Source organism: Paenibacillus validus NBRC 15382 (genome assembly GCF_004000985.1).
GTDB classification, from domain to species: domain Bacteria; phylum Bacillota; class Bacilli; order Paenibacillales; family NBRC-103111; genus Paenibacillus_G; species Paenibacillus_G validus.
The window spans coordinates 18,046-40,273 of record NZ_BIMH01000001.1; the positions used below are offsets into that span (position 1 = coordinate 18,046).

Annotated in this window: 17 protein-coding genes; 2 read left to right on the plus strand and 15 right to left on the minus strand. The window is 53.3% G+C overall.

The window, feature by feature from the left end:
* Window positions 1-47: 47 nt before the first annotated feature.
* The 4 genes from PVA01S_RS00080 to ssuD all read right to left on the minus strand — a co-directional run bounded on the left by PVA01S_RS00080 (window position 48) and on the right by ssuD (window position 4,694).
* Window positions 48-299, minus strand: a complete 252-nt coding sequence (locus PVA01S_RS00080; RefSeq protein ID WP_054796674.1) for a YolD-like family protein — start codon at window positions 297-299, stop codon at window positions 48-50.
* A gap of 462 nt (window positions 300-761) precedes the next feature.
* Window positions 762-2,174, minus strand: a complete 1,413-nt coding sequence (locus PVA01S_RS00085) for a 4-hydroxyphenylacetate 3-hydroxylase family protein (RefSeq protein WP_127604165.1) — start codon at window positions 2,172-2,174, stop codon at window positions 762-764.
* Window positions 2,175-2,253: 79 nt separating this feature from the next.
* Complete coding sequence (locus tag PVA01S_RS00090) at window positions 2,254-3,396, minus strand: 4-hydroxyphenylacetate 3-hydroxylase C-terminal domain-containing protein (protein ID WP_127604167.1); 1,143 nt, start codon at window positions 3,394-3,396, stop codon at window positions 2,254-2,256.
* A gap of 131 nt (window positions 3,397-3,527) precedes the next feature.
* On the minus strand, window positions 3,528-4,694 hold the full coding sequence (ssuD, locus tag PVA01S_RS00095; protein WP_127604168.1) for an FMNH2-dependent alkanesulfonate monooxygenase: 1,167 nt from the start codon (window positions 4,692-4,694) through the stop codon (window positions 3,528-3,530).
* A gap of 548 nt (window positions 4,695-5,242) precedes the next feature.
* Between ssuD and PVA01S_RS00100 the strand changes: the two genes are divergently transcribed.
* Both PVA01S_RS00100 and PVA01S_RS00105 read left to right on the plus strand, forming a co-directional pair.
* Window positions 5,243-6,397: a DUF4062 domain-containing protein gene (locus PVA01S_RS00100; protein WP_164751682.1), complete on the plus strand. Its 1,155-nt coding sequence runs from the start codon at window positions 5,243-5,245 to the stop codon at window positions 6,395-6,397.
* The gene (locus tag PVA01S_RS00105) at window positions 6,394-6,582 is read left to right on the plus strand and encodes a hypothetical protein (protein ID WP_054796679.1); all 189 of its coding nucleotides are present in this window, start codon (window positions 6,394-6,396) and stop codon (window positions 6,580-6,582) included. The genes PVA01S_RS00100 and PVA01S_RS00105 overlap by 4 nt, the downstream gene beginning before the upstream one ends.
* A gap of 193 nt (window positions 6,583-6,775) precedes the next feature.
* Here the strand turns inward: PVA01S_RS00105 and PVA01S_RS00110 are convergent, their stop codons facing one another.
* The 11 genes from PVA01S_RS00110 to PVA01S_RS00160 form a co-directional block, all read right to left on the minus strand.
* Complete coding sequence (locus PVA01S_RS00110) at window positions 6,776-7,684, minus strand: S-layer homology domain-containing protein (protein WP_127604172.1); 909 nt, start codon at window positions 7,682-7,684, stop codon at window positions 6,776-6,778.
* Between the two features lie 12 nt (window positions 7,685-7,696).
* Window positions 7,697-9,478 carry a DUF4073 domain-containing protein gene (locus PVA01S_RS00115; protein WP_164751683.1) on the minus strand — a complete coding sequence of 594 codons (1,782 nt, stop codon included), beginning with the start codon at window positions 9,476-9,478 and terminating at the stop codon, window positions 7,697-7,699.
* A gap of 345 nt (window positions 9,479-9,823) precedes the next feature.
* Complete coding sequence (locus PVA01S_RS00120) at window positions 9,824-12,472, minus strand: winged helix-turn-helix domain-containing protein (RefSeq protein ID WP_164751684.1); 2,649 nt, start codon at window positions 12,470-12,472, stop codon at window positions 9,824-9,826.
* Between the two features lie 364 nt (window positions 12,473-12,836).
* Window positions 12,837-14,180, minus strand: coding sequence for an LLM class flavin-dependent oxidoreductase (locus PVA01S_RS00125; RefSeq protein WP_127604178.1), 1,344 nt, complete (start codon window positions 14,178-14,180; stop codon window positions 12,837-12,839).
* An 11-nt stretch (window positions 14,181-14,191) separates the two neighbouring features.
* Window positions 14,192-15,334 (minus strand): N-methyl-L-tryptophan oxidase, encoded by a 1,143-nt coding sequence (solA, locus tag PVA01S_RS00130; protein WP_127604180.1) that lies wholly within the window; start codon window positions 15,332-15,334, stop codon window positions 14,192-14,194.
* Between the two features lie 17 nt (window positions 15,335-15,351).
* Window positions 15,352-16,530 (minus strand): amidohydrolase, encoded by a 1,179-nt coding sequence (locus PVA01S_RS00135; RefSeq protein WP_127604182.1) that lies wholly within the window; start codon window positions 16,528-16,530, stop codon window positions 15,352-15,354.
* Entirely contained in the window at window positions 16,500-17,546 is a 1,047-nt protein-coding gene (locus PVA01S_RS00140; protein ID WP_127604183.1) for an LLM class flavin-dependent oxidoreductase, read from the minus strand. Before PVA01S_RS00140 ends, PVA01S_RS00135 begins: the two co-directional genes overlap by 31 nt.
* A 25-nt stretch (window positions 17,547-17,571) precedes the next feature.
* The gene (locus tag PVA01S_RS00145; protein WP_127604185.1) at window positions 17,572-18,441 is read right to left on the minus strand and encodes a LysR family transcriptional regulator; all 870 of its coding nucleotides are present in this window, start codon (window positions 18,439-18,441) and stop codon (window positions 17,572-17,574) included.
* A 235-nt stretch (window positions 18,442-18,676) separates the two neighbouring features.
* On the minus strand, window positions 18,677-19,231 hold the full coding sequence (locus tag PVA01S_RS00150) for a GNAT family N-acetyltransferase (protein WP_127604187.1): 555 nt from the start codon (window positions 19,229-19,231) through the stop codon (window positions 18,677-18,679).
* Between the two features lie 43 nt (window positions 19,232-19,274).
* Window positions 19,275-21,314 (minus strand): ABC transporter ATP-binding protein, encoded by a 2,040-nt coding sequence (locus PVA01S_RS00155; protein ID WP_127604189.1) that lies wholly within the window; start codon window positions 21,312-21,314, stop codon window positions 19,275-19,277.
* A gap of 12 nt (window positions 21,315-21,326) precedes the next feature.
* The gene (locus tag PVA01S_RS00160; protein WP_127604191.1) at window positions 21,327-22,220 is read right to left on the minus strand and encodes an ABC transporter permease; all 894 of its coding nucleotides are present in this window, start codon (window positions 22,218-22,220) and stop codon (window positions 21,327-21,329) included.
* Between the last annotated feature and the right edge of the window lie 8 nt (window positions 22,221-22,228).

The window sequence follows — 22,228 nt, forward strand, 5'->3', positions numbered from 1 at the left end:
GCGACACAAACATAGGCGCTTAGCGTATTAATGATGCCTGTTGTAATCTAATCTCTTGGGTAATCCACTTTCATGATGTCCATGAAAGGGACCTTTGCAGTCTCTTCATTCCGTTGGATATGTACTTTCCCCGTTCGTGAATCCATTAGCACAATCTGACCGCGGACCGGTTCTTCCCACCCCCATACCGTCAGTAAAACTTCGGAGTTTTCCTGTTTCGCTTCTGCCAGTTGATTTCCAATCTCCTCTAGTACAAATTCATCTCGAGTGGGTCGCTTTGCTGCTTTTCCTTTGGCCATGATGTTCCCCCTGATTATATATCCGGTATACCACTCAATTGCTGATTGAGCGAAATTCTCAACTTAAATAATACCACATATGATCTTAAATCTTTAATTCACTCATCATGCAACGCTTCTTCACGTCGGTCAGCTGATGACAGACGTACGATTATCGGATTATGGCGAAAATCAGTCGCAAAAACGATTAAGCACCTATAATCATGTGTCGCGTGCGCAGCGATACAGACATAGGTGCTGTAAACTAAACTTTTCAATTGTAATCGCAGGAATTCGGAATCCCATGGCATGGCCGTTGAGTCCCTTTGCGCCTATCATCGTTAGAAGCCATACGCCGTCTGCCCATGTTCGACGAAGCAGCACGAAAAATCCGGCTATGACAGCAAACGAGGGACGTACCGAATAAAACGACGATTCCAAGCAAGACGAACCAAACTCACATGCGGTAAACGTTAAGCTTTCTCATCCGACCCGATCCGACAATGCTTTCTTGTCGTATTCCAAATATTGCGCCGCGTAGGTGCGAACCGGGTCTCCTGCATAGAACCGTTCATACAGCTCATGACGACCGCCCAGTTGGCTTCCCACCAGATCCCATGCCAACTTAAGCAGCTTTACCCGCTCTTGCGCATTCCGGTCGGCGCCTCGATAATACGTTTGCAGCTTAGCGCCCAATGGGCCGTGAAGCTCCGCTATGGACGAAGGGACTTGAAGCATTCCCGCGCCGGAAAGTTGCTGTAAAATTTCTATGGCCCTCGGATAGTAACGGTTTCCGAGGTTCTTCGCCGTATTGAGTTGTCGCAGTTCGGGCGACCATCCCCCATCGGTGTGAAGCTCAGCGTTATGCTCTGCGGATATAAGCAGTGCTTTAATCGATTCCAATTGGAAAAATAACTCCGCTAGCTTCTCCTGAACGTGCGTGAATTTCTTAATGCCGATGGATGAAGCCAGTTCATTGCCCACGGCTGTCACAAACTCTAACTTGCTGACGAGCCTTACTATGGATTCATGAAGACTTATGGCGGATACGTATTGATCCGATCGAATACTCCAGATGGCGTCGGGGTCATCCTTGATAAATACTCGTTCCCATGGAATTAGAGCATCATCAAACACTAAGATCGCATCCATCTCGTCATAGTGAGCGCTTAACGGATAGTCTTCCTCCCGTTCGGAGGCGAACGAATCCCGGCAGATCAGATGGACTCCAGGGTGGTTAACCGGAATAGCGAACATGACGGCGTACCGCTGCTCTTCCTGTAACTTCGGGCTATGCGGTGAAACCATAATCTCATCCATATAAGGCCCTCCGGTGGCAATCATCTTGGCGCCCCGAACGATAATCCCGTCTTCCGTTTCTTTTAAGATACGAACCGCCGTATATAGATCCCCTAACTCGGAAGCAAGCTTCGTTCGATCGATTTGCGGATCGTGACCCGCAGCGGTCAAGAGCAAGTCATTGTCGCGTAAATACGTATAATAATTTTGTATTTTGTCGGGAAAATACGGTTGTTTGGAGCGTATTAACTCCCGCCTGATGAACCATCCGGTTAACTGGGCGCGATAAAAGCCGGCAACGCGGCTCATCACTCCAAACGTTGCATCGGACCATAGTCGAAAGGAGTCACTTCGTTGAAAAATATGTTCTCTTTCGGATGGAACCTGAAACGCCCGATTCGCTCTAAAGCCATTATCCGTCACAAAGGTCAGTCGTTCCTTCGTTTCCGGTCGATCTTGTAAATCCAATACGCGGGCAACAGATGCGACCGTACCCGCGAAGGCGGGATGAGCGGCAATGTCCTGTACGATCGAACCATGAAACCAAACGTTCCTTCCGTCCTTTAACCGATTAAGATATGTTTGACCCGTACTCATAAACCGGCTCCTCTCTGCTTCGTTTCTGACCGTAAATTGCATGTACACATTTCTTGCGGATTTTTTGGCCCCGTTCGCATTACCTTTCGCTTCGTTCTCTCCAAAACGCTTCATAGCGATTCACAAGCTTTTCTTGCGGATATACACGATATAGCTCCGTAGACAAACGGATCGGGTCGCCGAATGCGAATTCCTCGTGCTGTCTTCGGTTTACGGCTTCCTCACTGCCTGCAAAGGTCCTAACCAAATGGCGTAAAGGCTCGTCTGCACTGTGCGCTTCGAAGCCGATATCCCCATTACCGATGCGCAGCAGTGCCTCAGCGGCAGCTTTATAGAACGTCCCGCCCGCTTTTTTTGCTGCTCCAAGTGGAACTGCAGACGGCAGGCATATGCCTTCTTGACTGAAGTATGCGTTTATTTCTGCTGCATGAATGAACGCCTTTATCGTATCCAGATTCTGCAGCAGTTCGCCAAGCAGTCCTTGAATATGCAACTCCTTATGCCGTCCGGTTTTCTCCGCCAATGCAACCGCAGTCGCAGTAACGAGTTCGATCAAATCCGCTTGGCGGGATACCCACTGATAGTCCGCAAGAGACTTCAATTCCGGATGTCCTAACAGCAGGTCTACTTCCGATTGGTTTTGCAGGGAAATCACCCGCTCCCAAGGGACAAACAAACGATCGTACGAAACAGTCACGTTGGCATAGGCAGCCGCTTCGAGAGGCAGGCGCAGGTCTGAACTGTTTGTAGGAATCAGTACAACGGTTGAAGGGTTTGTCTCATCCTTTTCTTGAACGAATACAAGCAGTTCATCCGCGTACAGAGCATCGGATGCAAACGTCTGCTTCCCGCTAAGCCAAATGCCATCGGTCGTTATTTGTACCGCGGGTTTCGCGTTTCCTTCTTCAACAGGATGAATACTGTGAAACGTAGTCGTGATCAGGCTGTCGTTTCGGCTGCATAAGTTGTACAGGTTTTCAATTCGCTTGGAACAAGCGAAAGCGGCAATCGGTTCGACATTCCGGTGAGCGAACCATCCCGAAAGCAGCGCTTGGGCATAATCCGGCAGCCCCGATGAAAAGTTGGCATGTCTTTCTTCCAGGCTGTAGTTCCCAGGCCGCTTTAATTGCAGCTCCTGCAAAGTCTTGGGCAGCAAATAGGCCTGCTTCCAACTGGATTTTTTTGGCTCATGTTTTTTCGTTTGAACATGGTTTGTGTTCATCGTGTCCCTCCCGTAAGAAAACAACTCGCGACCGGCCAGGCATCCCGGGTAAATTTGCCAAGCAATAATGAATCAACGCCGGAATCCCGGCGAACTAAGCTTTATATGGCCGGTGGCGTATGGTTTACTCCCTATGACTGCACCTCTTGTACGCGCTTATTCCCCGCTGATTTCGGGGGTTCGGTGTTTGCGATGATCTCTCCGAACGGACTCATATATCCTTGCTGCTCCGAGCGCTGCTGTATATTCGTCAGAGGAAGCAACGGGAACAATAGTTCTGCAGTTCGGTAGGCCTCTTCCAGGTGCGGATAGCCTGAGCAGATGAACGTCTCGATGCCGAGGTCGGCATATTCAATCATTCTCGCGGCAACCGTCTGAGGATCTCCTACAAGAGCCGTGCCGGCCCCGCCTCGAACCAAACCGATCCCGGCCCACAAATTCGGACTGATTTCCAGGGAGGATCGATTCCCGTTATGCAGCGCCGACATTCGCTTCTGCCCTTCGGAGTCGTACCTGGCGAATATTTTCTGAGCGGCAGCGATCGTATCGTCATCGACATAACGGATCAGCTCATTTGCGGCAGCCCATGCCTCTTCGTTCGTCTCGCGCACGATGACGTGCAACCGAATGCCGAACCTTACCGTCCGTCCCTGCTGCGAAGCCAATTCGCGCATATGCTTGATTTTCGCCTCGACTTGAGCCGGAGGCTCGCCCCACGTCAGGTACACATCGACATGCTTCGCAGCCACCTGTTGACCGGCCGGCGAAGAGCCTCCGAAATATAGCGGCGGATATGGCTGCTGGATCGTCGGGTAAATGACATCGGCTCCTTCGACCTTCAGATGGTCTCCCTCGAAGCTGACTTCCTCTCCTCGCAATATGTTTCTCCAGATGGAAAGAAACTCGTCCGTCAAGTCATAGCGGGTATCATGGTCGAGGAACAATCCTTCACCTGCCAGCTCGACCGGATCTCCGCCGGTCACGATATTGATCAGCAACCGCCCGTCTGATAATCGATCGAATGTGGAGGACATCCGGGCGGCAAGGGTCGGTGACATGAGGCCCGGGCGTAACGCTACCAGAAACTTCAAACGCTCCGTAACAGGAATCAACGAAGCCGCAGTGATCCACGCATCCTCGCACGACTTTCCTGTCGGCAGCAACACGCCGCCATATCCAAGCTTATCAGCAGCTTGTGCGATTTGCCTCATATAATGTTTGTCTACGGCTCGTGCGCCTTTAGATGTCCCCAAATACCGACCGTCTCCGTGTGTAGGAATGAACCAGAATATTTCCATGTTGATCCCATCCTTTTATCCTAAGTTTTGTCTATGGCTTCATTATCGCGTCCTTAATTTACCTGTCCCCCCTCTCATTTGCATATCCCGGGCAAAAAAAACAGAGGTGAATCCTTGATATTGGATTACACCTCCGATTGATCGGTCAGCATAAATACTTACAATTCCTATTTATTTAGTTGATTATATTTTTGTATCGTAGCATGGCTTTTCGAGATGTGTCAATCCCTTCTTCGGCGGTATTTACCTATTCCTGCAAATCGACACAATGATTCTTTTATGCATGATGAAGACAAAACTCCCGAAAGTAAATCAAAAGTCGAATATGCATGTAAGTCATAATGTGCCATACTGTAATTAGTTGACATAATATTATTTATGTTAACTATGATGATCCCTCCTAACAACCGCATTCCCAAAACAGGATGCAGGTTTTCCCAGATGTGATTCGTATTCTTCAGACCGGAGATGTACTTTTTCTATTAAAACTTCCCGAACTGGAGTATAATGGGAGATAGAATCTAGAGATTATAGGAGTGTTGGATCGGGTGGCTAAAACAAAAATCTTCATCAGCTCCGTTAACGAAGACGGTCTTAAGCCTCTAAGACGTGCCGTTTTTCGTGAGCTCACCGGACTTGGGCATGAACCTATAATGTGGGAAGAAAATTTAGGTCCTTGGCCGGCTAACGTAGATCCGGTAGTGAAGTGTTTGGAAGCCGTTGAGGAATCGGACATCTACCTCCTCTTTATAGGCAGTAAGGCAGGCACATACTACGCACACGCCGCCCGGACAGTGACGCACATTGAATTCATCAAGGCTCATGAGCAAGGCAAGACGATCTTGGTATTTGGTGACGTCGAGGTGAAGAACGCATTCTTCGGAACGGTGAAACAGCTCGTTGAGGAGTTCGTTGAGCGCTTCATCGCAGAAACCGAGCAGTTTCCTTCACCAAAGGATATTATGGACGCTTTACAGCAAAATGATCGGGTACCGAAAAATATTGAGCCGTATGTCTGGTACCTGCTTTACGATATATCACTAAGAAAAGTGTATATTGACGATCTCTCGCTGGGGGTTCAAATCGATTGGAAGACTTATTTTAGCGATTTGCTTCGCAGGGGCTCCATCCTGCTGCCTCTGGAGGATTCGATTGAGCAAAACAGTGATAGGCTTGAGCAATTCGATGAAGCCTACGAAGTCGTGACTAACCTGGTGCCGCATCTTCAGATTTCAGGCTTCCATAACCCCGAGTCATTTCTGAAGAGCATTATGTCCCGTCTTTCAGGTGGAATAATCGAGCAATCATACGGGCAATATATGTCAGAGAAGGTCGGGGAATACGGCGATTGTTCCGCTGCCACCCTGTATGTCCTCAACGGTGACCAGATGGACATTGTGGCTAAGGTGGGCGACGCCTTTGGCGAAGCGCATTATAAATTATCCAATCAAGCTTCTTACGTCGTGCTTACGTATAACATGGGTGAACACGCAGAACAGGTCTATTTTAAAGAATCAAAGCAAATGTTTTATTATAGCGTTCGATCAGGCCATTATGTATTAACCCTGCACTTCCCGTCTGACCCTGATTGGGACAATAAAAAATTCATCCTCTTTAAAGGATGCGCCAATCATGCTATAATTAGTAAAAATCCTTTGTTGATCGAATTCATCAAATTATTCTTAGGAGGGATGCAACCATGAGTACCGGGGTATTCGTTTCCAAGAACGGAAGCGTGTCGGAAGCCATAGGAACGCAGCCAAAAGAAGCTCTGTTGTTCGCTCCTTCCAGAAAAAGCTCCTCTCAAATTCTCCGTGAGCAGCGCGCCGCGATGAAGCGTAACAACAAGCACATTAAAGATCGCTTTTCTCGAGCCACCAGGCGATAACGTTTGTAACCCACCTTCCGTGAGAAGGTGGTTTTTTTGTTTCTTCTGATCCTTTGAATGGGTCAGTCGTAGACAAACTAGCCGGATCAGCCTGCCCTTCCAGGTTGATCCGGCTAGTTTCATGTTAGCTGCCGATTCTCCATAATTATGCAAACAGAAATGAATGAATTGCTTATCTAAAGCTCTTGAACTGCTATTTGTTCAACTGCAGCATCCGCATCAGCATTACTGTGGCTTCCGCGCGAGTTGCCTTTCCGTCAGGCGCGAATTCATTGCCGGTGCGCCCTTGAGCGATTCCCCAACGCAGTGCGGCTGCGGCTGCGCCCTTGGCCCAATCCGGAATCTCGTTCGCGTCGGAGAATGACAAGGGTCCGCCCTCATCCGTCGAGATCTTCGAAGCGCGAATAATCATCGCTGTCATTTCGGCGCGAGTCACATCTTCATCCGGACGGAAAGTGCCGTCCGCGTAACCGCTCACCACATGCAGCCGGGCAGCTTCCGAGACGTAACGCTGCGCCCATATTCCGATCTTGTCAGAATCGGTAAAAGAAACTCCGCTATTAGGGTCCGCAGCTTCGGGTGCAAGCGCCCGCATCAGCATAACGGTAAATTCTGCGCGTGTGATGAACTGATCCGGTTTAAAGCTGCCGTCATCATAGCCTGAGACGATTCCCTTCGCAGCGGTCTCTTGAATCATGACCTCCGCCCAGTGTCCCTTCAAATCGTTGAAATGTACGACTGGCGGAAGCGGCTTCTCCGGCTTCACTTGAGGAGGAGCCTCCTTTGCCACACTGAAAACGGCAAATTTCGTAAAATGATGGACCGTCGCGACGAATTCATCATTCTCCGCATGACCTTCGACTTCAATCCATTTGCCGTTCGTTTCGTCATAGTAGAACATGCCCGCCCGCCGGTCGGCTCCCAATAGCTTAGCCTGGATTTTAAAGCGAAGCGTAACAGGCTTCTTGAAGCTGCCGTCGAAACTTTTCAACAGTTCAAAAACGGGACTGAGGAGCGTCATGGAATCAGGCACTATTCCTGCAGTCGACGTCATTTTATGAATGGTAAGCTTGAAATTTCCTTCAGTCAGATCCGTCGGCAAATCAACTTTAACCTAATCGCCTAAGCTTGCCGTACAAGAATGCCCTCCGCTGCATGTGGTTGTGGTCGTCTGCGCAGAGTTCGTTGAAGGCTCTGACGAACTGTCCGAACTGCCGGACGAAGCTTCCCTCCACACCTCCACCGAAATTACAGTCTGGATGCCTTTGTACTGCGCAGTTATCGATGCGCTGCCGGGAGAAACGCCCGTAACGAGCCCATTCGCCTGAACTGTAGCTATATCCGCGTTAGAGGAACTGAATGTCACCGGATCAGCAACCGTCACGCGACTACCGTCCGAATAGACGGCCTGAATCACCGTGATATGAGTCATACCCACTTTCAGCCGATAAGCGGAGTCGTCCGCCTCAATGCTCGTCAGCACGACCCCTTCTTCACCTACCGCTACCTGCACCATCGCCGTCTTGCCCGACAGATTCGTCACTCCTGACGGCGGAGTCAGCGTTCCTGTGAACGTATACGTTCCGGGCTGATTCCCATTATACGCCGGACTGCCGCCGTCCCAAGCCGCATCCGCCTGCGCCGTGCTTCCGTCGCTCAGCGTGACTTCCACCTGCACCGGCAGGCCCACGTCTGCCAGAGATGTTCCGTAAACGGTTGTAATGTCCGGCCGCGCGCTTACAGACGATATGGCAGGATTAGCGGTGAAATCAAAACTGGCCGTATCTCCGGCTTCATAGCCGCCCCCCGCCTTGTACCGCACCAGCACAGGAACATGCCCGGTAAACAGAGGCTCATTCGCCGGATCATAGGTCACGTAACTGGCGCCCCCGTCAACCGAGTACTCCATATCGCTCGTCATGCCCGACAGGCGGTTCGTATCGTCGTTTGCCGTCAGCCCCTGCGGCGCTCCAACCCGCAATTCGAGCAACAGGCCGCTGCCAAACCCGCCAGCCAGCCGGTAGCTTCCATCCGCAAGCTGGAGCACGGATAATAGGTTGCCTGAGTCCGAGAATTCTGTCTCCCATTGTTTATTGCCCGCCGCATCTGTTTTCAGCATGAAGGCCATGCTGCCATTATTGCCGCCGGCTACAGCATAGCCGCCGTCTATCGTTTGGATGACATCGAGCCCGAGCCGGTTTCCGGATTGGGGATAGGTGTTCAGCCAGTTCTCGTTGCCGTCTTTATCCGTCTGGATCAGTACAGCATCTTGACTGGAAAGATAGACATTGCCCGTCAACATATATCCGCTCTGCCCATTCGCATCTGTCCATCTTTGAATCCCCAGCAAGGAGTACAAGCCAGCGCCGCTTCCATATTCTTGCTCCCACTGCACGGTGCTTGTTCCATCGATTTTCAACAGATAGCCTCTTGTGCCGGAGACCGTACCCGTTGACCCCACCAGCACATAGCCATCCCCATCGATTGCCGGCTCCGCGTCATAAATAAATTGATCGCCGGCCTTCGCAATTAACGTTGTGGTCGGATTGTTGCCGTCGGCGTCCGTTGTCACAATCGCCGCATTGAGATCGGCGCCCGTGTAACGTACATATCCCGGAATAAGAAAACCCGAGCCCGTCTCCAGGATCGCCGCGGCACTGCTGGAGCTGGTTCCGGCAAAGCTCAGGGTACGGCTCCATTTCAACTGCCCATCGGGATTCAACACCCCGTAAAAATACTGCGTATCGTAGGAGCTCGGGGCGATTTCGTAACCGGCAAACATGAAATGGCCATCCTGCGTTTCCCGAATATAACGGACCAATTGGCTGGTGCCCGTACTCGGATCGCTCAACACTTTACGCCACTGCTCCGTACCGTCTGCACGATATTTCACCACAAAGGCGGAGTCTCCTGTGTATCCGCACGCTATATATCCGCCATCCGACACGGGTTGATAATCCTGAATAGGTCCAAGATCATTGAAGCTCTGGGTTGAAACGGCAAATCGGTCCGCAGACCCTGCCGCTTGCGCATCAGCGGGTTGTAGGAATAGGACGGATAGAACCAGGAAGGAGAGCATCAAGCTGACAAGTTTGCTTGATTTTGCGATTGACATCAACGTAGTAACCCCCAATTTTCATAAAATTCCTAATATAACGTTTATTGTATATGAAATAAAAACCAAAAAAATCCCCCCTCAGGGGGATAGTGGGGGGAGTTCACATGGTATTTATAAGTATTCCTATTGTTTTTTATCCTGTTCAGTCTCCTTCGCCTGGGCCCCGATTTCTTGCGCGCGGCGAACAGCCTCATCCCGGTTTTTCACACCAAGCTTGCCATATATGCGGTTTCGATGCGTTTTTACCGTTTCGTATGAGATATGCAGCTTGTCTGCAATTTGCCTGCCGCTCAAATGGTCGAGCAGCCCTTGGAAGACATCCATCTCTCTTGCTGTAAGCACGGTGTCGAGAGGATTCATCTCCCCTGCAAAGGGAGCGCCGGTTTCCATACCGACGAGAATCGTACGGACAAAATCGAGGGAAGCCGCCTCCCGCCCCCGGTAATAGCCGCGCTGCTTCGCCGCCGCCAATTCGGCAAGAGGAGCTCGAACGGCCGTACCTTCATCGATCAGAACGCGCACGAACCCATTCGATTCCGAGATCCGCAGCGCTTCTTCAAGCTGCTGCAGCGCCTTTCTTTTCTCGCCCCTCTCCAGCATCAGCACGGAGCGCATGGATGCGATTTCGGCGGCATCGATCGGTCTCATTTCACTCTCAGCCAAGTATAGCAGCTTATCGAGCAGCATGGATGCTTCATCCCATCTGCCTTCTAGCATTAGCGCCCGGGCAAACAGCTCGTAATCGTAAAGCTCATACACTGATACCATGTCGCTGCTGTTCAATCGGCAGCGGATCATCCAATCGCGAAGCGGGGCGGAATTGCCGGACCGAAGCTGCAGGCGGATAAGCTCCATGTCCAAGAGTTCAACCCCCCGCGGGATATCCATCCCCTTCATCCGGCGCATGCCGGCTTCAAGGATAGCGGTAGCTTCGAACAAACTGCCGGCGGCCACCCTCAGCCTGCCCTGCAAAATCCATCCTGGAATCAGCTCATACTCAGCGGCGGTCGGTTTTTGTTCCACCCATTTCATGCCCTCGGTCAGATAGGCCTCTGCCTGCTCCAAGTCGTTCCAATAATAGAGCGCCTCGGCATAATTGATGAACAGCCTTGCCAGGAAGATCGGGTTGACCGATCGGTACAGCTCGGCAAGCTGCATCGTGTACGGCTCCGCAATCGGGCGAGCGGCATGGCCAAGACCGATTTTATACGTCTTGATCGTTTCCGGCTGAAGCGGCTTTTCCGGAAAGCCGAAAATAATTCGGATGCCGTCTGGCGCATACCGAACCACCTTTTCATAATGTTCTCTGGCGCGCTGCAAATCATGGTGGCCGAACACCATCAGCGTACCCCGCACATAATGAGCCATCGCCAAAAATAGATGCCGCTGCTCCTCTTTCATTTCTGCAGAATAGACTCTGAACCAGGCATCCGCCTCGCGCATCAGCTCTTCCGCCTTGCCGGTATCTCCGGCATCCTCGGCCACCAAAGAATTCACGTAGGAAAAGAACAGCACCGGATGCTCCAAGAGAATGGCATTCGGAATGGAAGACAGCCATTTGCCCAAATTTGACCAGTCCCAGTTCACGACTTTGGAACTCATCTCCTCCAGCAGCGCAATGGCCGATTCATAATGGCTCCCCTGCAAAAAATATTCGACCGCTTCTTCCTCCAAACGTCTCTCCCGGCACCACTCGCCTGCCGCTTTATACAGCAAAGCGGGGGTTTCCTCTCCATCCAACTCCAACTGCTGAAGCAAAAACTCAGAGAACAAATGATGAAATCGAAACCACTTGCCCCTCGCATCCAGAGGAACAACGAATAAATGGGAACGTTCCAGATCGGCGATCAGGTCGGGGCTGTCTGCAAAGCCCGACACCGCCCGGCACAACGAGGCATTCCAACGTTTCAGAATGGAGCATTTGAGCAAAAACTTCCTCATGCGTATCGTTTCCAAGCTCCAGACCTCTTCCAGCAAATATTGCTTGACGTGACGGTTATCTCCGGTGAATTGACGGATAAACCCATGCCGATCCTCCGTGCGGCGCATGGACAACGCGGCAAGCTTAAGGCCTGTGATCCACCCCTCCGTCTGCCTGACTATTACGGATGTTTCCACCGAATCAAGCTGGAGATGGATGCTTTGGAAAAATTGCTCCGCTTCTTGTGCCGTAAAGCGCAAATCATCCGCGGTTAATCGAAAGGCCAGCTGCTGTGCCTCCATACGGCTTACCGGGAATCCGGGTTCCGTACGGCTCATCAGGCATACATGGACATGAGGGGGCAAGTGGGTAATAAAATAAGCTGCTGCTTGAATCATTTTCTGTTCTTGTATGACATGAAAGTCATCCAGAACCAGCAGAATCCTGCCTGACTGCCTATTCAGTTCATTCAGTAAAAGGATCAGGGCCTGTTCGACGTCGTCAGCATACAGCAGCGGAAGCATCGCCTTCACTTCTTCCATGTAGCCAGGACGAATCCCGTCGATAGCCGAAGCCATGTAGCGCCAGAACTGCCCCCCGGCATTATCGCCGGCATCCAGAGAAATCCAGGCGGCATCCAAGCTGCCGTACGAAATCCACTCACTGACGAGCGTGGTCTTGCCGAAGCCGGCCGGAGCGCAAATGAGCGTCAGCTTTCCATTCAAACTGTCATGCAGTTGTTCGATCAGACGAACACGTGGAACTAGCGCTGCTGCATGCCGGGGAACGTTCAGCTTCGTATGAAGCAGCGGTTCGCGCAAGTCAGCAGCGTCATCAAGTCTCTCCCTCATTCTTTTCCTCCGTTCAAACTTCATATAACGACCCTATTCGAGGAAGCGAAGCCAAATCCTGCTATGGAATCATAGTTTGATGCTGCTTTCTTCATTGAAACGACTTGGTGCACAATCGCAAAATAAAAAAACCTCAGCGTTTACTGAGGCTCAAAGGCTCGTGATTCGTTTATTATGCGGCTGTTACTCGGTGTGAGTGGAACGGTCATCCCTTCCATGCCTTTATTCGGGTTGAACACGTCGACTTCTAAGCCTTCATTCTCCATTCGCCCTATCACGAGAAGCTCATGCTCGGACAGCCTGAGCTTCTTCGTCATCCTGTATGAACCGTCGTTCTTACGAGACTTCGGGCATTCATGTAAACTTACCCTTGAGCGACGACCTGTCTATGCTTTGTATAGCGATTCTCGGGAATCGGCAGACCGAGGTTGCCCCGCAGCGTATCCGCTTCGTACTCCTCTCGGAACAGTCGGCGCTGCTGCAAAATCGGCACTACATGGTCCACGAACTCCTCCAATCCTCGCGGAGTTGCCGCGCCTACGATGAAGCCGTCGGCCGCACCCGCCTCGAACCATGCCTCAAGCTTGTCAGCAACCGTTTCTGGCGTCCCCAGGAACGTCGGCTTAGGCGTCGCTACCCGCAGCGCGACCTGACGAAGGGTGAGACCTTCCTCTTTCGCCCACGCTTTCATGCGATCCGTTGCGCTTTGGAAGCTGTTGCGTCCGAGACTGCCCAAATCCGGAAACGGTTCGTCAAGCGGATACTGCGAGAAGTCATGATGCTCATAGAAGCGCCCTAAAAAGTCCAACGCCTTATCGATCGACACGAGATTCGCAATCTCTTCATATTTGCGCTCGGCTTCTTCCTGCGTCCGGCCGAGAATCGGGCCGATGCCAGGCATGATAACAATTTCGTCCGGATTGCGGCCTAAGGCCTTGGCACGGCCCTTAACGTCGTCATAATATAGTTTGGCCTCGTCCAGCGTCTCTTGACCGGTGAAAATCGCATTGGCCCATTTCGCCGCAAAATTTCTCCCGGACTCCGACGCTCCCGCCTGGAAGATGACGGGCTGCCCTTGTTTGGATCGGGCAATATTAAGCGGTCCTTTGACCGAAAAGTACTCTCCCTTATGATTCAGCGTATGCATTTTGGACGGGTCGAAGAAAATGCCGGACTCCTTGTCGCGCACGAACGCGTCATCCTCCCAAGAGTCCCACAGCCCCGTCGTAACCCCGAGGTATTCATTGGCGATTCTGTAACGCTCCGGATGGGACGGATGCTGCTGCTCCACCTTCCCATAGTTGAGCGCGGAGCCTTCCAGAGGCGAAGTCACGACGTTCCAGCCGGCCCTTCCATGGCTGATCATATCCATGGAGGCGAATTGACGCGCCACGGTGAAGGGCTCGCTATAGGAGGTCGACAGCGTGCCAACCAAGCCGATTTTCGAGCTAACGGCGGCCAAAGCGCTTAGGATCGTGATAGGCTCGAAACGATTCAGGAAATGAGGGATCGATTTCTCGGTAATGTACAGCCCGTCGGCAATGAAGATGAAGTCGAACTTCCCCTCCTCCGCCTTCTGCGTCCATTTCTTATACAGCTCGAAGTTGACGCTGGCATCTGTAATCGCGTCCGGATGCCGCCATCCGGAGATATTGCCGCCGACGCCGTGCAGGATGGCGCCGAGCTTGATCTGTCTCTTTGTCCCCATACTCTCTCCTCCTACAACGATATTGTGTCAAATCGAGACAATGCGAACATCCCCAGATCAACAGACGGTTTCTTCCCTTCAATGAGGTCGGCCAGCACGGCTCCGACCGCGCTGGAAAATTTAAACCCGTGTCCGGAGAAGCCTCCCGCCAGTATGACATTGGAATGAACCGGATGCCGGTCGATAATGAAATGCTCATCGGGTGTCAGCTCATATTTACACACCGCCCCGCGCAGCAGCGCTCCAGCAGCTTGTGGCATGTAGTTTTCAAGCGTCTGACGCAGATCGCCCTCGTCCTGCTCCAGATGGCCGAACGGCGCCGCCGTTTCACCCGGGAGCCAAGGCAAGCCCCCGTCATGGCGGCCCAGCTTGATGCCCGCGCCGTCGATGCTCGGGAAGCCGTAATAGCCCCCGTTGTCTGTACCGAGCGTAAACCCGGGGAAAGCCCCTGCATCGAACAGTCCCGGTTTGGACCTGAACCACCCCACCGTCTTGCGAACAGCACGGATCGGCAACGTCACGAACGGCTCCAAAGTCTTGAACCATGCTCCGGCGCTAATAATCGTTTGATCAGCGGCAAATTCACCGACACGCGTCCGCACGCGAATTCCGCTGCCTTCCGACCAGATCTGCTCGACCGGGGTATATGGCAAAATCGTCGCCCCCTCGACCAGAGCAAGCTTGCGGTACTCTGCGACGCAGCGCTCGCTAAAAAGATAGCCGGCGTCCGGCTCATACATCGCTTCATACGTTTCCGGGAGCCGGACAGCGGGCCAGCGATGACGGATTTCGGCAGCGTCGAGCCACTCCACCCTCACTCCGGCGCGCCCGGCATCCTCGATCCGCGCTTGAAACTTGATAAGCGCACGATCGGCCATATTCAAAACGCCGGAACGGACCAGCAGCTTCTGATTGCTTGCTTCCTCCAGCTCCAACCAAAGGCGGTCAGCTTCCAGCGCCAACGAGACATAAGTCGGTCCCCCGCTGTAAGCGTGACGGATCAACCGCGGCTCGCCATGATGGCTGCCCTGCTCATGAGGAGGATCGAACGAATCGATCAGCAGCGTGCGGATGCCCCTCTTGGCCAGGTGATAGCCGGCGCTCATACCCATCGAGCCGGCACCGACGACGATCACGTCAAACGACTGCTTCATACGATCCCTCCTCGGTATTACGGCTCGGTAGCGAACCGTTCCAGCTCCGCAATCGCCAATTCAGCGAAGAAAGAGGCGCTGATCGGCAAAGCTCGTTCATCGATGTCGAAAGCGGGGTGGTGCCATTCCTTCGGCCCAGACGTTCCCATGAATGCGAAGAAGCCTGGAATCTGCTTTTGGTAAAAAGCAAAATCCTCGCCAGCCGGGGACGGCTTCGGCGTAACGACGCTGATGCCGAGTCGTTCCGCCGTCCTCCGTGCCGCATCCGCCAGCTCCCCATCGTTGTTGACGGGAGGCGGGCCTTGAATCCATCGCAAGGAGGCCTTCGTCCCGTATGCGGCAGCAACGCCGTTTACGACCTCGCCGAATCGCTCTACGACCCGGTTGCGCACCTTCTCGTCGAACGTCCGCACCGTACCGTCAAGCACCGCCGTTTCCGGGATAACGTTCCAGGCCGTTCCGCTGTTTAGACGCGTTACGCTGATGACCGCGCTTTCCAGCGGGCTTACGTTGCGGCTGACGATCGACTGAAGCGCCGTGACCAACTGAGCCGCCGCAACGATCGGATCGACGCTCGCTTCCGGTACGGCCGCATGCGAACCTATACCCTCCAGCTCGACGAGAAAGCCGTCGGCTGCCGCCATCAGCGGCCCGGGCCTGATGCCGATCGTGCCGACAGGCAGATCCGGCTTATTATGCATGCCGTAAATCGCCCGCACCCCATCCAACGCACCGCTTTGCAACACCTTCCTCGCCCCAGCGGCCTTCTCCTCCGCAGGCTGGAATACAAACCGGATCGTCCCTAGCAGCTCATGCTCCTTCTCCTTCAACAGAAAGGCGGCGCCGAGAATGGCCGCGGTATGGAAGTCGTGACCGCACGCATGCATGTGGCCGGGAGTCTTGGATGCATAGGGCAGCCCCGTCTCCTCCTGAATCGGAAGCGCATCGATATCCGCCCGCAAAGCAATGACAGGTCCCCCATGCAATCCCCCGACTTCGGCTATGAGCCCGGTCTTTAAATCGAACTGTGTCGCGATCCGAATCTCCTCCTCCTCAAGGCGTCTACGGATATAAGCGGTCGTCTCGAACTCTTCATGGGACAGCTCGGGATATTGGTGCAGGTGACGCCTGATGTCCACAAGTTTCTGCTCAATTCCCTCCGCGCTTACGATCGTCCCGCTGCCGTTTGCTCCCATGCTGCCGCCTCCTCCTCAGCGAACGCTTCCTTTAATAACGTATAGGATCGCTTGCGCTGTTCAAAATTTTTCAAATTCGTCGAAACGACGATAAATTCTTCAACACCGTACGCACGCTGAAGTTCAAGGAGCTGTCTGCGTACCGATTCCTTCGTCCCTTTCGTGATTTGCGCAAGCTGCGTCTCTATCGTATATTCCTCATTCGACTGCTGGCCGAATTCCTCCGCTTGTTCGATCGTCGTGACGGTCAGTGTCCTGCCGCTGGCCAGCTTGATTTTGACAAGCTTATACTCTCCCGCAAGCTCCTGCGCTTCCTCCTCGGAATCCGCCACGATGACCGATAAAGCCAGAATCGGCTGCGGCCCGTTGCCGTACTTCGGCTGGTACCGGTCCAAGTACGTCCTGAACGCTTCATGGGCCGTATTTTCATCGCTATTGATAAACAACGCGTACACATAGGGCAAGCCAGATTCTGCTGCGATTTCCGCACTTGATACACTTGTGCCGAGCACATAAATTTCGGCAGGTTGTTCGGCTATCGGCCCGGCAACAATCCCCGCAAGCGGATGCCCTGCCGGGACCCGGTTGGTAACATAATACTGAAGCTCGACCAGTTTCTCGGATAACGTAGCCGCTTCCGTGAATCCCTGCTGCAGTGCCCGTGTCGAACGGGGCAATCCTCCCGGCGCGCGTCCTACCCCCAAATCGACCCGTCCTGGCGCCAGCGACGCCAGCACGTTGAAATTTTCTGCAACCTTATAAGGGCTGTAATGCTGGAGCATTACCCCTCCAGAGCCGATTCGAAGACTCTCTGTCTTCGCCAGCAGATGGGAAATGAGCACCTCGGGCGAAGTACCCGCAACCCGGTCGGAATCATGATGCTCCGACACCCAGAATCGATAATAGCCGAGCTGCTCCGCCAGGCGTGCGAGCTCAATCGTATGCCGGAAAGCCTGTGACGGTGTTTCTTCCGGCAAGATGGGGGTTTGATCCAGCATACTGAGCTTGATTCCCATATCGTTCATCTCCCGTTTCTATGCATTAAACAACTCGATTCGAGATCAAGAACTGCACAATTTCCGATTGTTCTCCATTTAGGCTAATAATGTTCGTCTGCAACGCAACACCTGTCACTTCGGCGACATCTATCGGGTAAAGAAGCTGTTCCCGCACTTCCTTGAGTACGCACAATCTCGGCAAAAAGCAGATGCCGGCTTTATTCAAGACAAGCTTCTTGGCCGTCTCCGCATTATCGGTATGAATTTCGATCAACGGGGGCTTGTTCAGGCTTTGGAACACGCGGTGAATCCGAAGCCAGTCCAGTGAGCCGCATTCGAAGAAGACGAACGGCTGATCGACGATCAATTCCACCGATACCTCCTTTATTCCGGCTAGAGGATGGTCTGCGTAGGCGTACAAACGAATCGGATCCTCATAATACTTCACGGATTGCAGATTCGGGTGACTCACGTTGCGGACAAATCCGATATCCAGCTCCCTGTTCAGCACCTTGCTTACGATGTCGTCTGTAACGGCCGTCGTCACCTTGATTTGAAGACCCGGGTACTGCGCCTTCAGCTTCGGCAGCAACTCCGGAATCATATAATTGGAGACGGATACGGTACAGCCGATCCGCAGCTCATTCGGGATTGTTCGCTGCCGCTGGATGTGCTGCTTACCCTTCTGATAAATATGCAGCAATTGCTGGGCATACGGCAGAAATTGACGTCCCTTCTCAGTCAGCTGCACTTGCTTGCCCAAACGATCGAACAACCGGCAGTCCAGCTCCCGCTCCAGCGATTGAATTCGCGCGGTAACCGATGGCTGAGAAAGGAACAGCACCTCCGCCGCTTTATTAAAGCTGCCATAGTGAAACACATATACAAAAGCTTCGATGTTCTCGATATTCATACGCATTTCTCCAGATCGACATAGAATAGGAAGATCAAGTGTCAAAATAAAAAGAGACCTTCAAAGCGCGTCCATCCAAAATTACATTCAGGTTGAAGGCTTCAGGTCTCCGGCTGCCCGGTTGACAACTATAAATTTATCCTATACTTTACTCGTCATAACCAAGTATGTCAATCGGAATTTAATTATTAAACATCGAACCTTCTCCACATGTATAATCTGCTTCGTGTCCATACTAACTGTGCTTTCCCGCAGGCTTGAGCAGCGCTGTCATCGTTAAGTTCAAACGATAGTGCAAGACATGCGTCTCTCCGTTCTGGAAATCCTTGTCTGGAGCGCGTTCAAAGCCCAAACGCTCATACAGCTTGACGGCTGACGCCATCATAGCCGAAGTATGCAGGTGCAAGTATGCCGCTCCCAAGATTCGAGCTCGGCGTACGCATTCCTGAATAAGCGCCGTTGCAATGCCCTTGCCCCTTGCACTCGGAGCTACGGACAACAGCCGGATAATCGGTCCGTCGATTCCAAGCTCGGGCTTGCCGTAAGCTTTCTCCGAGGATATAAACAATAAGACGCTGCCCACGATCTCTCCGTTCAGTTCGGCAACGATGCGGGCCTCCGGTCCATCGCCGTCAACGGAACCTGCGATGGACTCCCGATAGGCTTCCCATCTTTTCTTAGGCAGTGTATCGGCATATTGCTCATATGCGGCAAGCGCAACCGCACGAATCACTTCCCCGTCGCCCTCTGCCGCATCTCGAATCAGCAGTGTTCCTTCATTGCTCCCCATCTCCCATCCCCCGCTTCCTGATTGTAACTTGGCAAATTCCGGCTTATATCACGGGATCGTGACATGCCGCATAATGACCTGGTCCAACCTCACGGAACGAGGGTTGCTCGGCAGCGCATCTGGCTGTGGCGGCCGGACAGCGTGTACGGAATCGGCAGCCGGAGGGAGGGCGGGCCGGCGACGGTATTTCCCCCTGGATGACGGCAAATTCACGCCGACGCTGCGGATCCGGCACCGGCATGGAGGATACGAGCGCTTTCGTGTAATGATGCGCCGGATGAAGGAACAACTGCTCGCTGGGAGCGATCTCGACCAGCTTGCCTAAGTACATGACGCCGATCCGATCGGATACGTATCGCACCACATTCAATCCATGACCGATAAACATCAAGGTTAGATCCAGCTGCTGCCTAAGCTCCTGCAGCAGATTGACGATCTGCGCCTGCACGGATACGTCGAGCGCCGATACCGCCTCATCCGCCAGCACGAACTTCGGACGCAGGGCGATCGCTCTCGCGATACCGATCCGCTGCCGCTGCCCGCCGGAAAATTCATGAGGATAGCGGTCGTAGGAGGCCGCGCTTAAGCCGACCAGGCGCAGCAGCTCTTCAACAGCCTCCCTCTTCTCCCGGGCGCTCAGATTGCCGTGAACGGCGAACGGCTCACCGATGATATCCCCGACCTTCCAGCGTGGATCGACGGAACCGTATGGATCTTGGAAAATCATCTGCATATGCTTGCGCTCCTCGCGCAAGCGGGCTCTGGACAATGCAGCCAGATCCTGACCCTCGAACAGGACGGACCCGGAGGTAGGCCTTTCAATATGAAGAAGCACCCGGCCGAGCGTCGACTTTCCGCTTCCCGATTCGCCGACCAGACCGAACGTCTCGCCCTTGCGAATCGAGAACGATACATCATCGACTGCTTGGACCGCTTTCTTCTCCCGCGAGAAGAGCGATCTGCCATAGGGGTAATGCTTGGTCACATGCCGCAGCTCAAATAGCGCATCCGCATCAGGCCCTGCCGATTCGGCTTCCGCGCGTAGAGCAGCGGCAGCGACTTCAACATGCGGCGTTATCGACGCTGCCGACGCGTCCGATTCACCGCTGAGTAGCCGCTCCACGTTCCAGCAGGCCGATTGCCGGCCGTCTCTGTCCTGCAGTACCGGCGCCTCGCGAACGCATTGTTCCGATGCATACGGACAGCGGGGATGGAAGCGGCAGCCACTAGGCAAGTCGGCCAGACTCGGAATCGAACCCGGAATCGCGTACAGCCGTTTCGAGCGGTCGCTCTCCATCATCGTAATCGACTGCAAGAGCCCCTGCGTATAAGGGTGATAAGGCTGCGCAAACAATTCTGCTGTCGATGCCTGCTCGACCACTTGCCCCGCGTACATGACAACGATCCGGTCTGCGATCTCTGCGGCGATGCCAAGATCGTGCGTAATGAGCAGAATCGACATGTTGAATTCGACCTTCAATTCTTGCAGCAACTGCAAGATCTGCGCTTGAATCGTAACGTCGAGCGCCGTTGTCGGTTCGTCTGCAATCAGCAGCTCAGGTTCGCAGCTTAAGGCCATTGCGATCATCGCCCGCTGCAGCATCCCGCCGGACAGCTCGTTCGGATATTGCTTCATCCGCAGCTCGGGCTCCGGTATACCGACGCGCCGAAGCAGCTCCACAGCTCGATGCCGCGCTTGGTTCGAGGTTTTTTTCCGGTCAGGACGCAGAATGGTCTCGATGATCTGCTTGCCGATCGTAAATACCGGGTCAAACGCCGCCATTGGCTCCTGGAACACCATCGCCATCTTTTTTCCCCGCAGCGACCGAAGCGCGTGCTGCGAAAGACCGGCCACATCGATCCCATCCAGCATGATGGTCCCGGCTCTAATTGATCCGTTCTCATCGTCAATCAGACGCATGACAGCTTTGGATGTAACCGTCTTTCCGCTCCCCGATTCGCCTACCAGACATATCGTTTCGCCGGCTTTGATGGAGAAGCTAACGTCACTGATCACTTGCAGTACGCCCCGACTCGTAGCGAATTCGACGCTAAGCCCTTCTATATCCAGTAATTGGCTCATCCGGGTCTCCTCCTATGATCGGCGCTTCTTCGGATCCAGCGTGTCGCGCAGCTCGTCGCCGATTACGTTGACGGACAAAACGAACAGCGTAATCGCTAAACCGGGAAACGTACAGATCCACCACGCGACCGTCAAATATCCTCTTCCTTGCGAGAGAAACGCGCCCCAATCAGGTATTTCCTTCAACACGCCAAGCCCCAGGAAGCTAAGACCGGATCCGGTCAGAATGGAGGTGCCTACACTGACGGCAGCCATGACCAGCAGCGGAGTCAACGAATTGGGCAGAATGTGCTTAAAGAATACAGACGGCTCTGTAGCCCCGATGGAACGGGATGCCGTAATGAACGAGCGGTTCTTGATGCTGAGGATTTGTCCTCTCATAATTCTGGCATAGTTTGGAACCGTGGCTATTGCAACGGCTAATATGATGTTCCGCAGCCCCGGTCCTAACGCAGCGGCGACCGCCAGAGCGAGCAGCACGCTAGGAATCGTCATGACCACGTCGATCACCCGCATCAGCACACGGTCCACCCATCCGCCAAAGTAGCCCGACAAAGCCCCGATCGCCCCTCCGGACAGTCCGCCGACAAGCACCGAAGCGAAGCCGATCAATAGCGATTCGCGGGCACCGTACACGATGACGCTGAATACGTCCCTGCCGAAATAGTCAGTGCCCAGCCAATGCGCCGCCCCAGGGGCCAGCAGGATTTGATCCGCTTGCATGTCGGTAGGCGAGTAACGGGCAATCCACTGCGGGACAAGGGCGCAGACGACAAGAAATAAAAAGACAAGTGCGGCAGCGTACACGAACAACCTCGAAACGGCTATTCGGGGGAACGCACGATGATGCCCCGCAACGGCCCTTTTCATCCGCCATATCGGTTTCACGGTTGCTGCTTCTCTCATCCTCATCT

What these genes read in the sequence shown, in the direction of transcription:
- PVA01S_RS00160 (WP_127604191.1), bottom strand. Translation starts at nt 22,220, where the DNA reads ATGAGAGAAGCAGCAACCGTGAAACCGATATGGCGGATGAAAAGGGCC.
- PVA01S_RS00145 (WP_127604185.1), bottom strand. Translation starts at nt 18,441, where the DNA reads ATGAATATCGAGAACATCGAAGCTTTTGTATATGTGTTTCACTATGGC.
- PVA01S_RS00125 (WP_127604178.1), bottom strand. Translation starts at nt 14,180, where the DNA reads ATGGGGACAAAGAGACAGATCAAGCTCGGCGCCATCCTGCACGGCGTC.
- PVA01S_RS00080 (WP_054796674.1), bottom strand. Translation starts at nt 299, where the DNA reads ATGGCCAAAGGAAAAGCAGCAAAGCGACCCACTCGAGATGAATTTGTA.
- ssuD (WP_127604168.1), bottom strand. Translation starts at nt 4,694, where the DNA reads ATGGAAATATTCTGGTTCATTCCTACACACGGAGACGGTCGGTATTTG.
- PVA01S_RS00085 (WP_127604165.1), bottom strand. Translation starts at nt 2,174, where the DNA reads ATGAGTACGGGTCAAACATATCTTAATCGGTTAAAGGACGGAAGGAAC.
- PVA01S_RS00105 (WP_054796679.1), top strand. Translation starts at nt 6,394, where the DNA reads ATGAGTACCGGGGTATTCGTTTCCAAGAACGGAAGCGTGTCGGAAGCC.
- PVA01S_RS00150 (WP_127604187.1), bottom strand. Translation starts at nt 19,231, where the DNA reads ATGGGGAGCAATGAAGGAACACTGCTGATTCGAGATGCGGCAGAGGGC.
- PVA01S_RS00140 (WP_127604183.1), bottom strand. Translation starts at nt 17,546, where the DNA reads ATGGGAATCAAGCTCAGTATGCTGGATCAAACCCCCATCTTGCCGGAA.
- PVA01S_RS00155 (WP_127604189.1), bottom strand. Translation starts at nt 21,314, where the DNA reads ATGAGCCAATTACTGGATATAGAAGGGCTTAGCGTCGAATTCGCTACG.
- solA (WP_127604180.1), bottom strand. Translation starts at nt 15,334, where the DNA reads ATGAAGCAGTCGTTTGACGTGATCGTCGTCGGTGCCGGCTCGATGGGT.
- PVA01S_RS00120 (WP_164751684.1), bottom strand. Translation starts at nt 12,472, where the DNA reads ATGAGGGAGAGACTTGATGACGCTGCTGACTTGCGCGAACCGCTGCTT.
- PVA01S_RS00135 (WP_127604182.1), bottom strand. Translation starts at nt 16,530, where the DNA reads ATGGGAGCAAACGGCAGCGGGACGATCGTAAGCGCGGAGGGAATTGAG.
- PVA01S_RS00090 (WP_127604167.1), bottom strand. Translation starts at nt 3,396, where the DNA reads ATGAACACAAACCATGTTCAAACGAAAAAACATGAGCCAAAAAAATCC.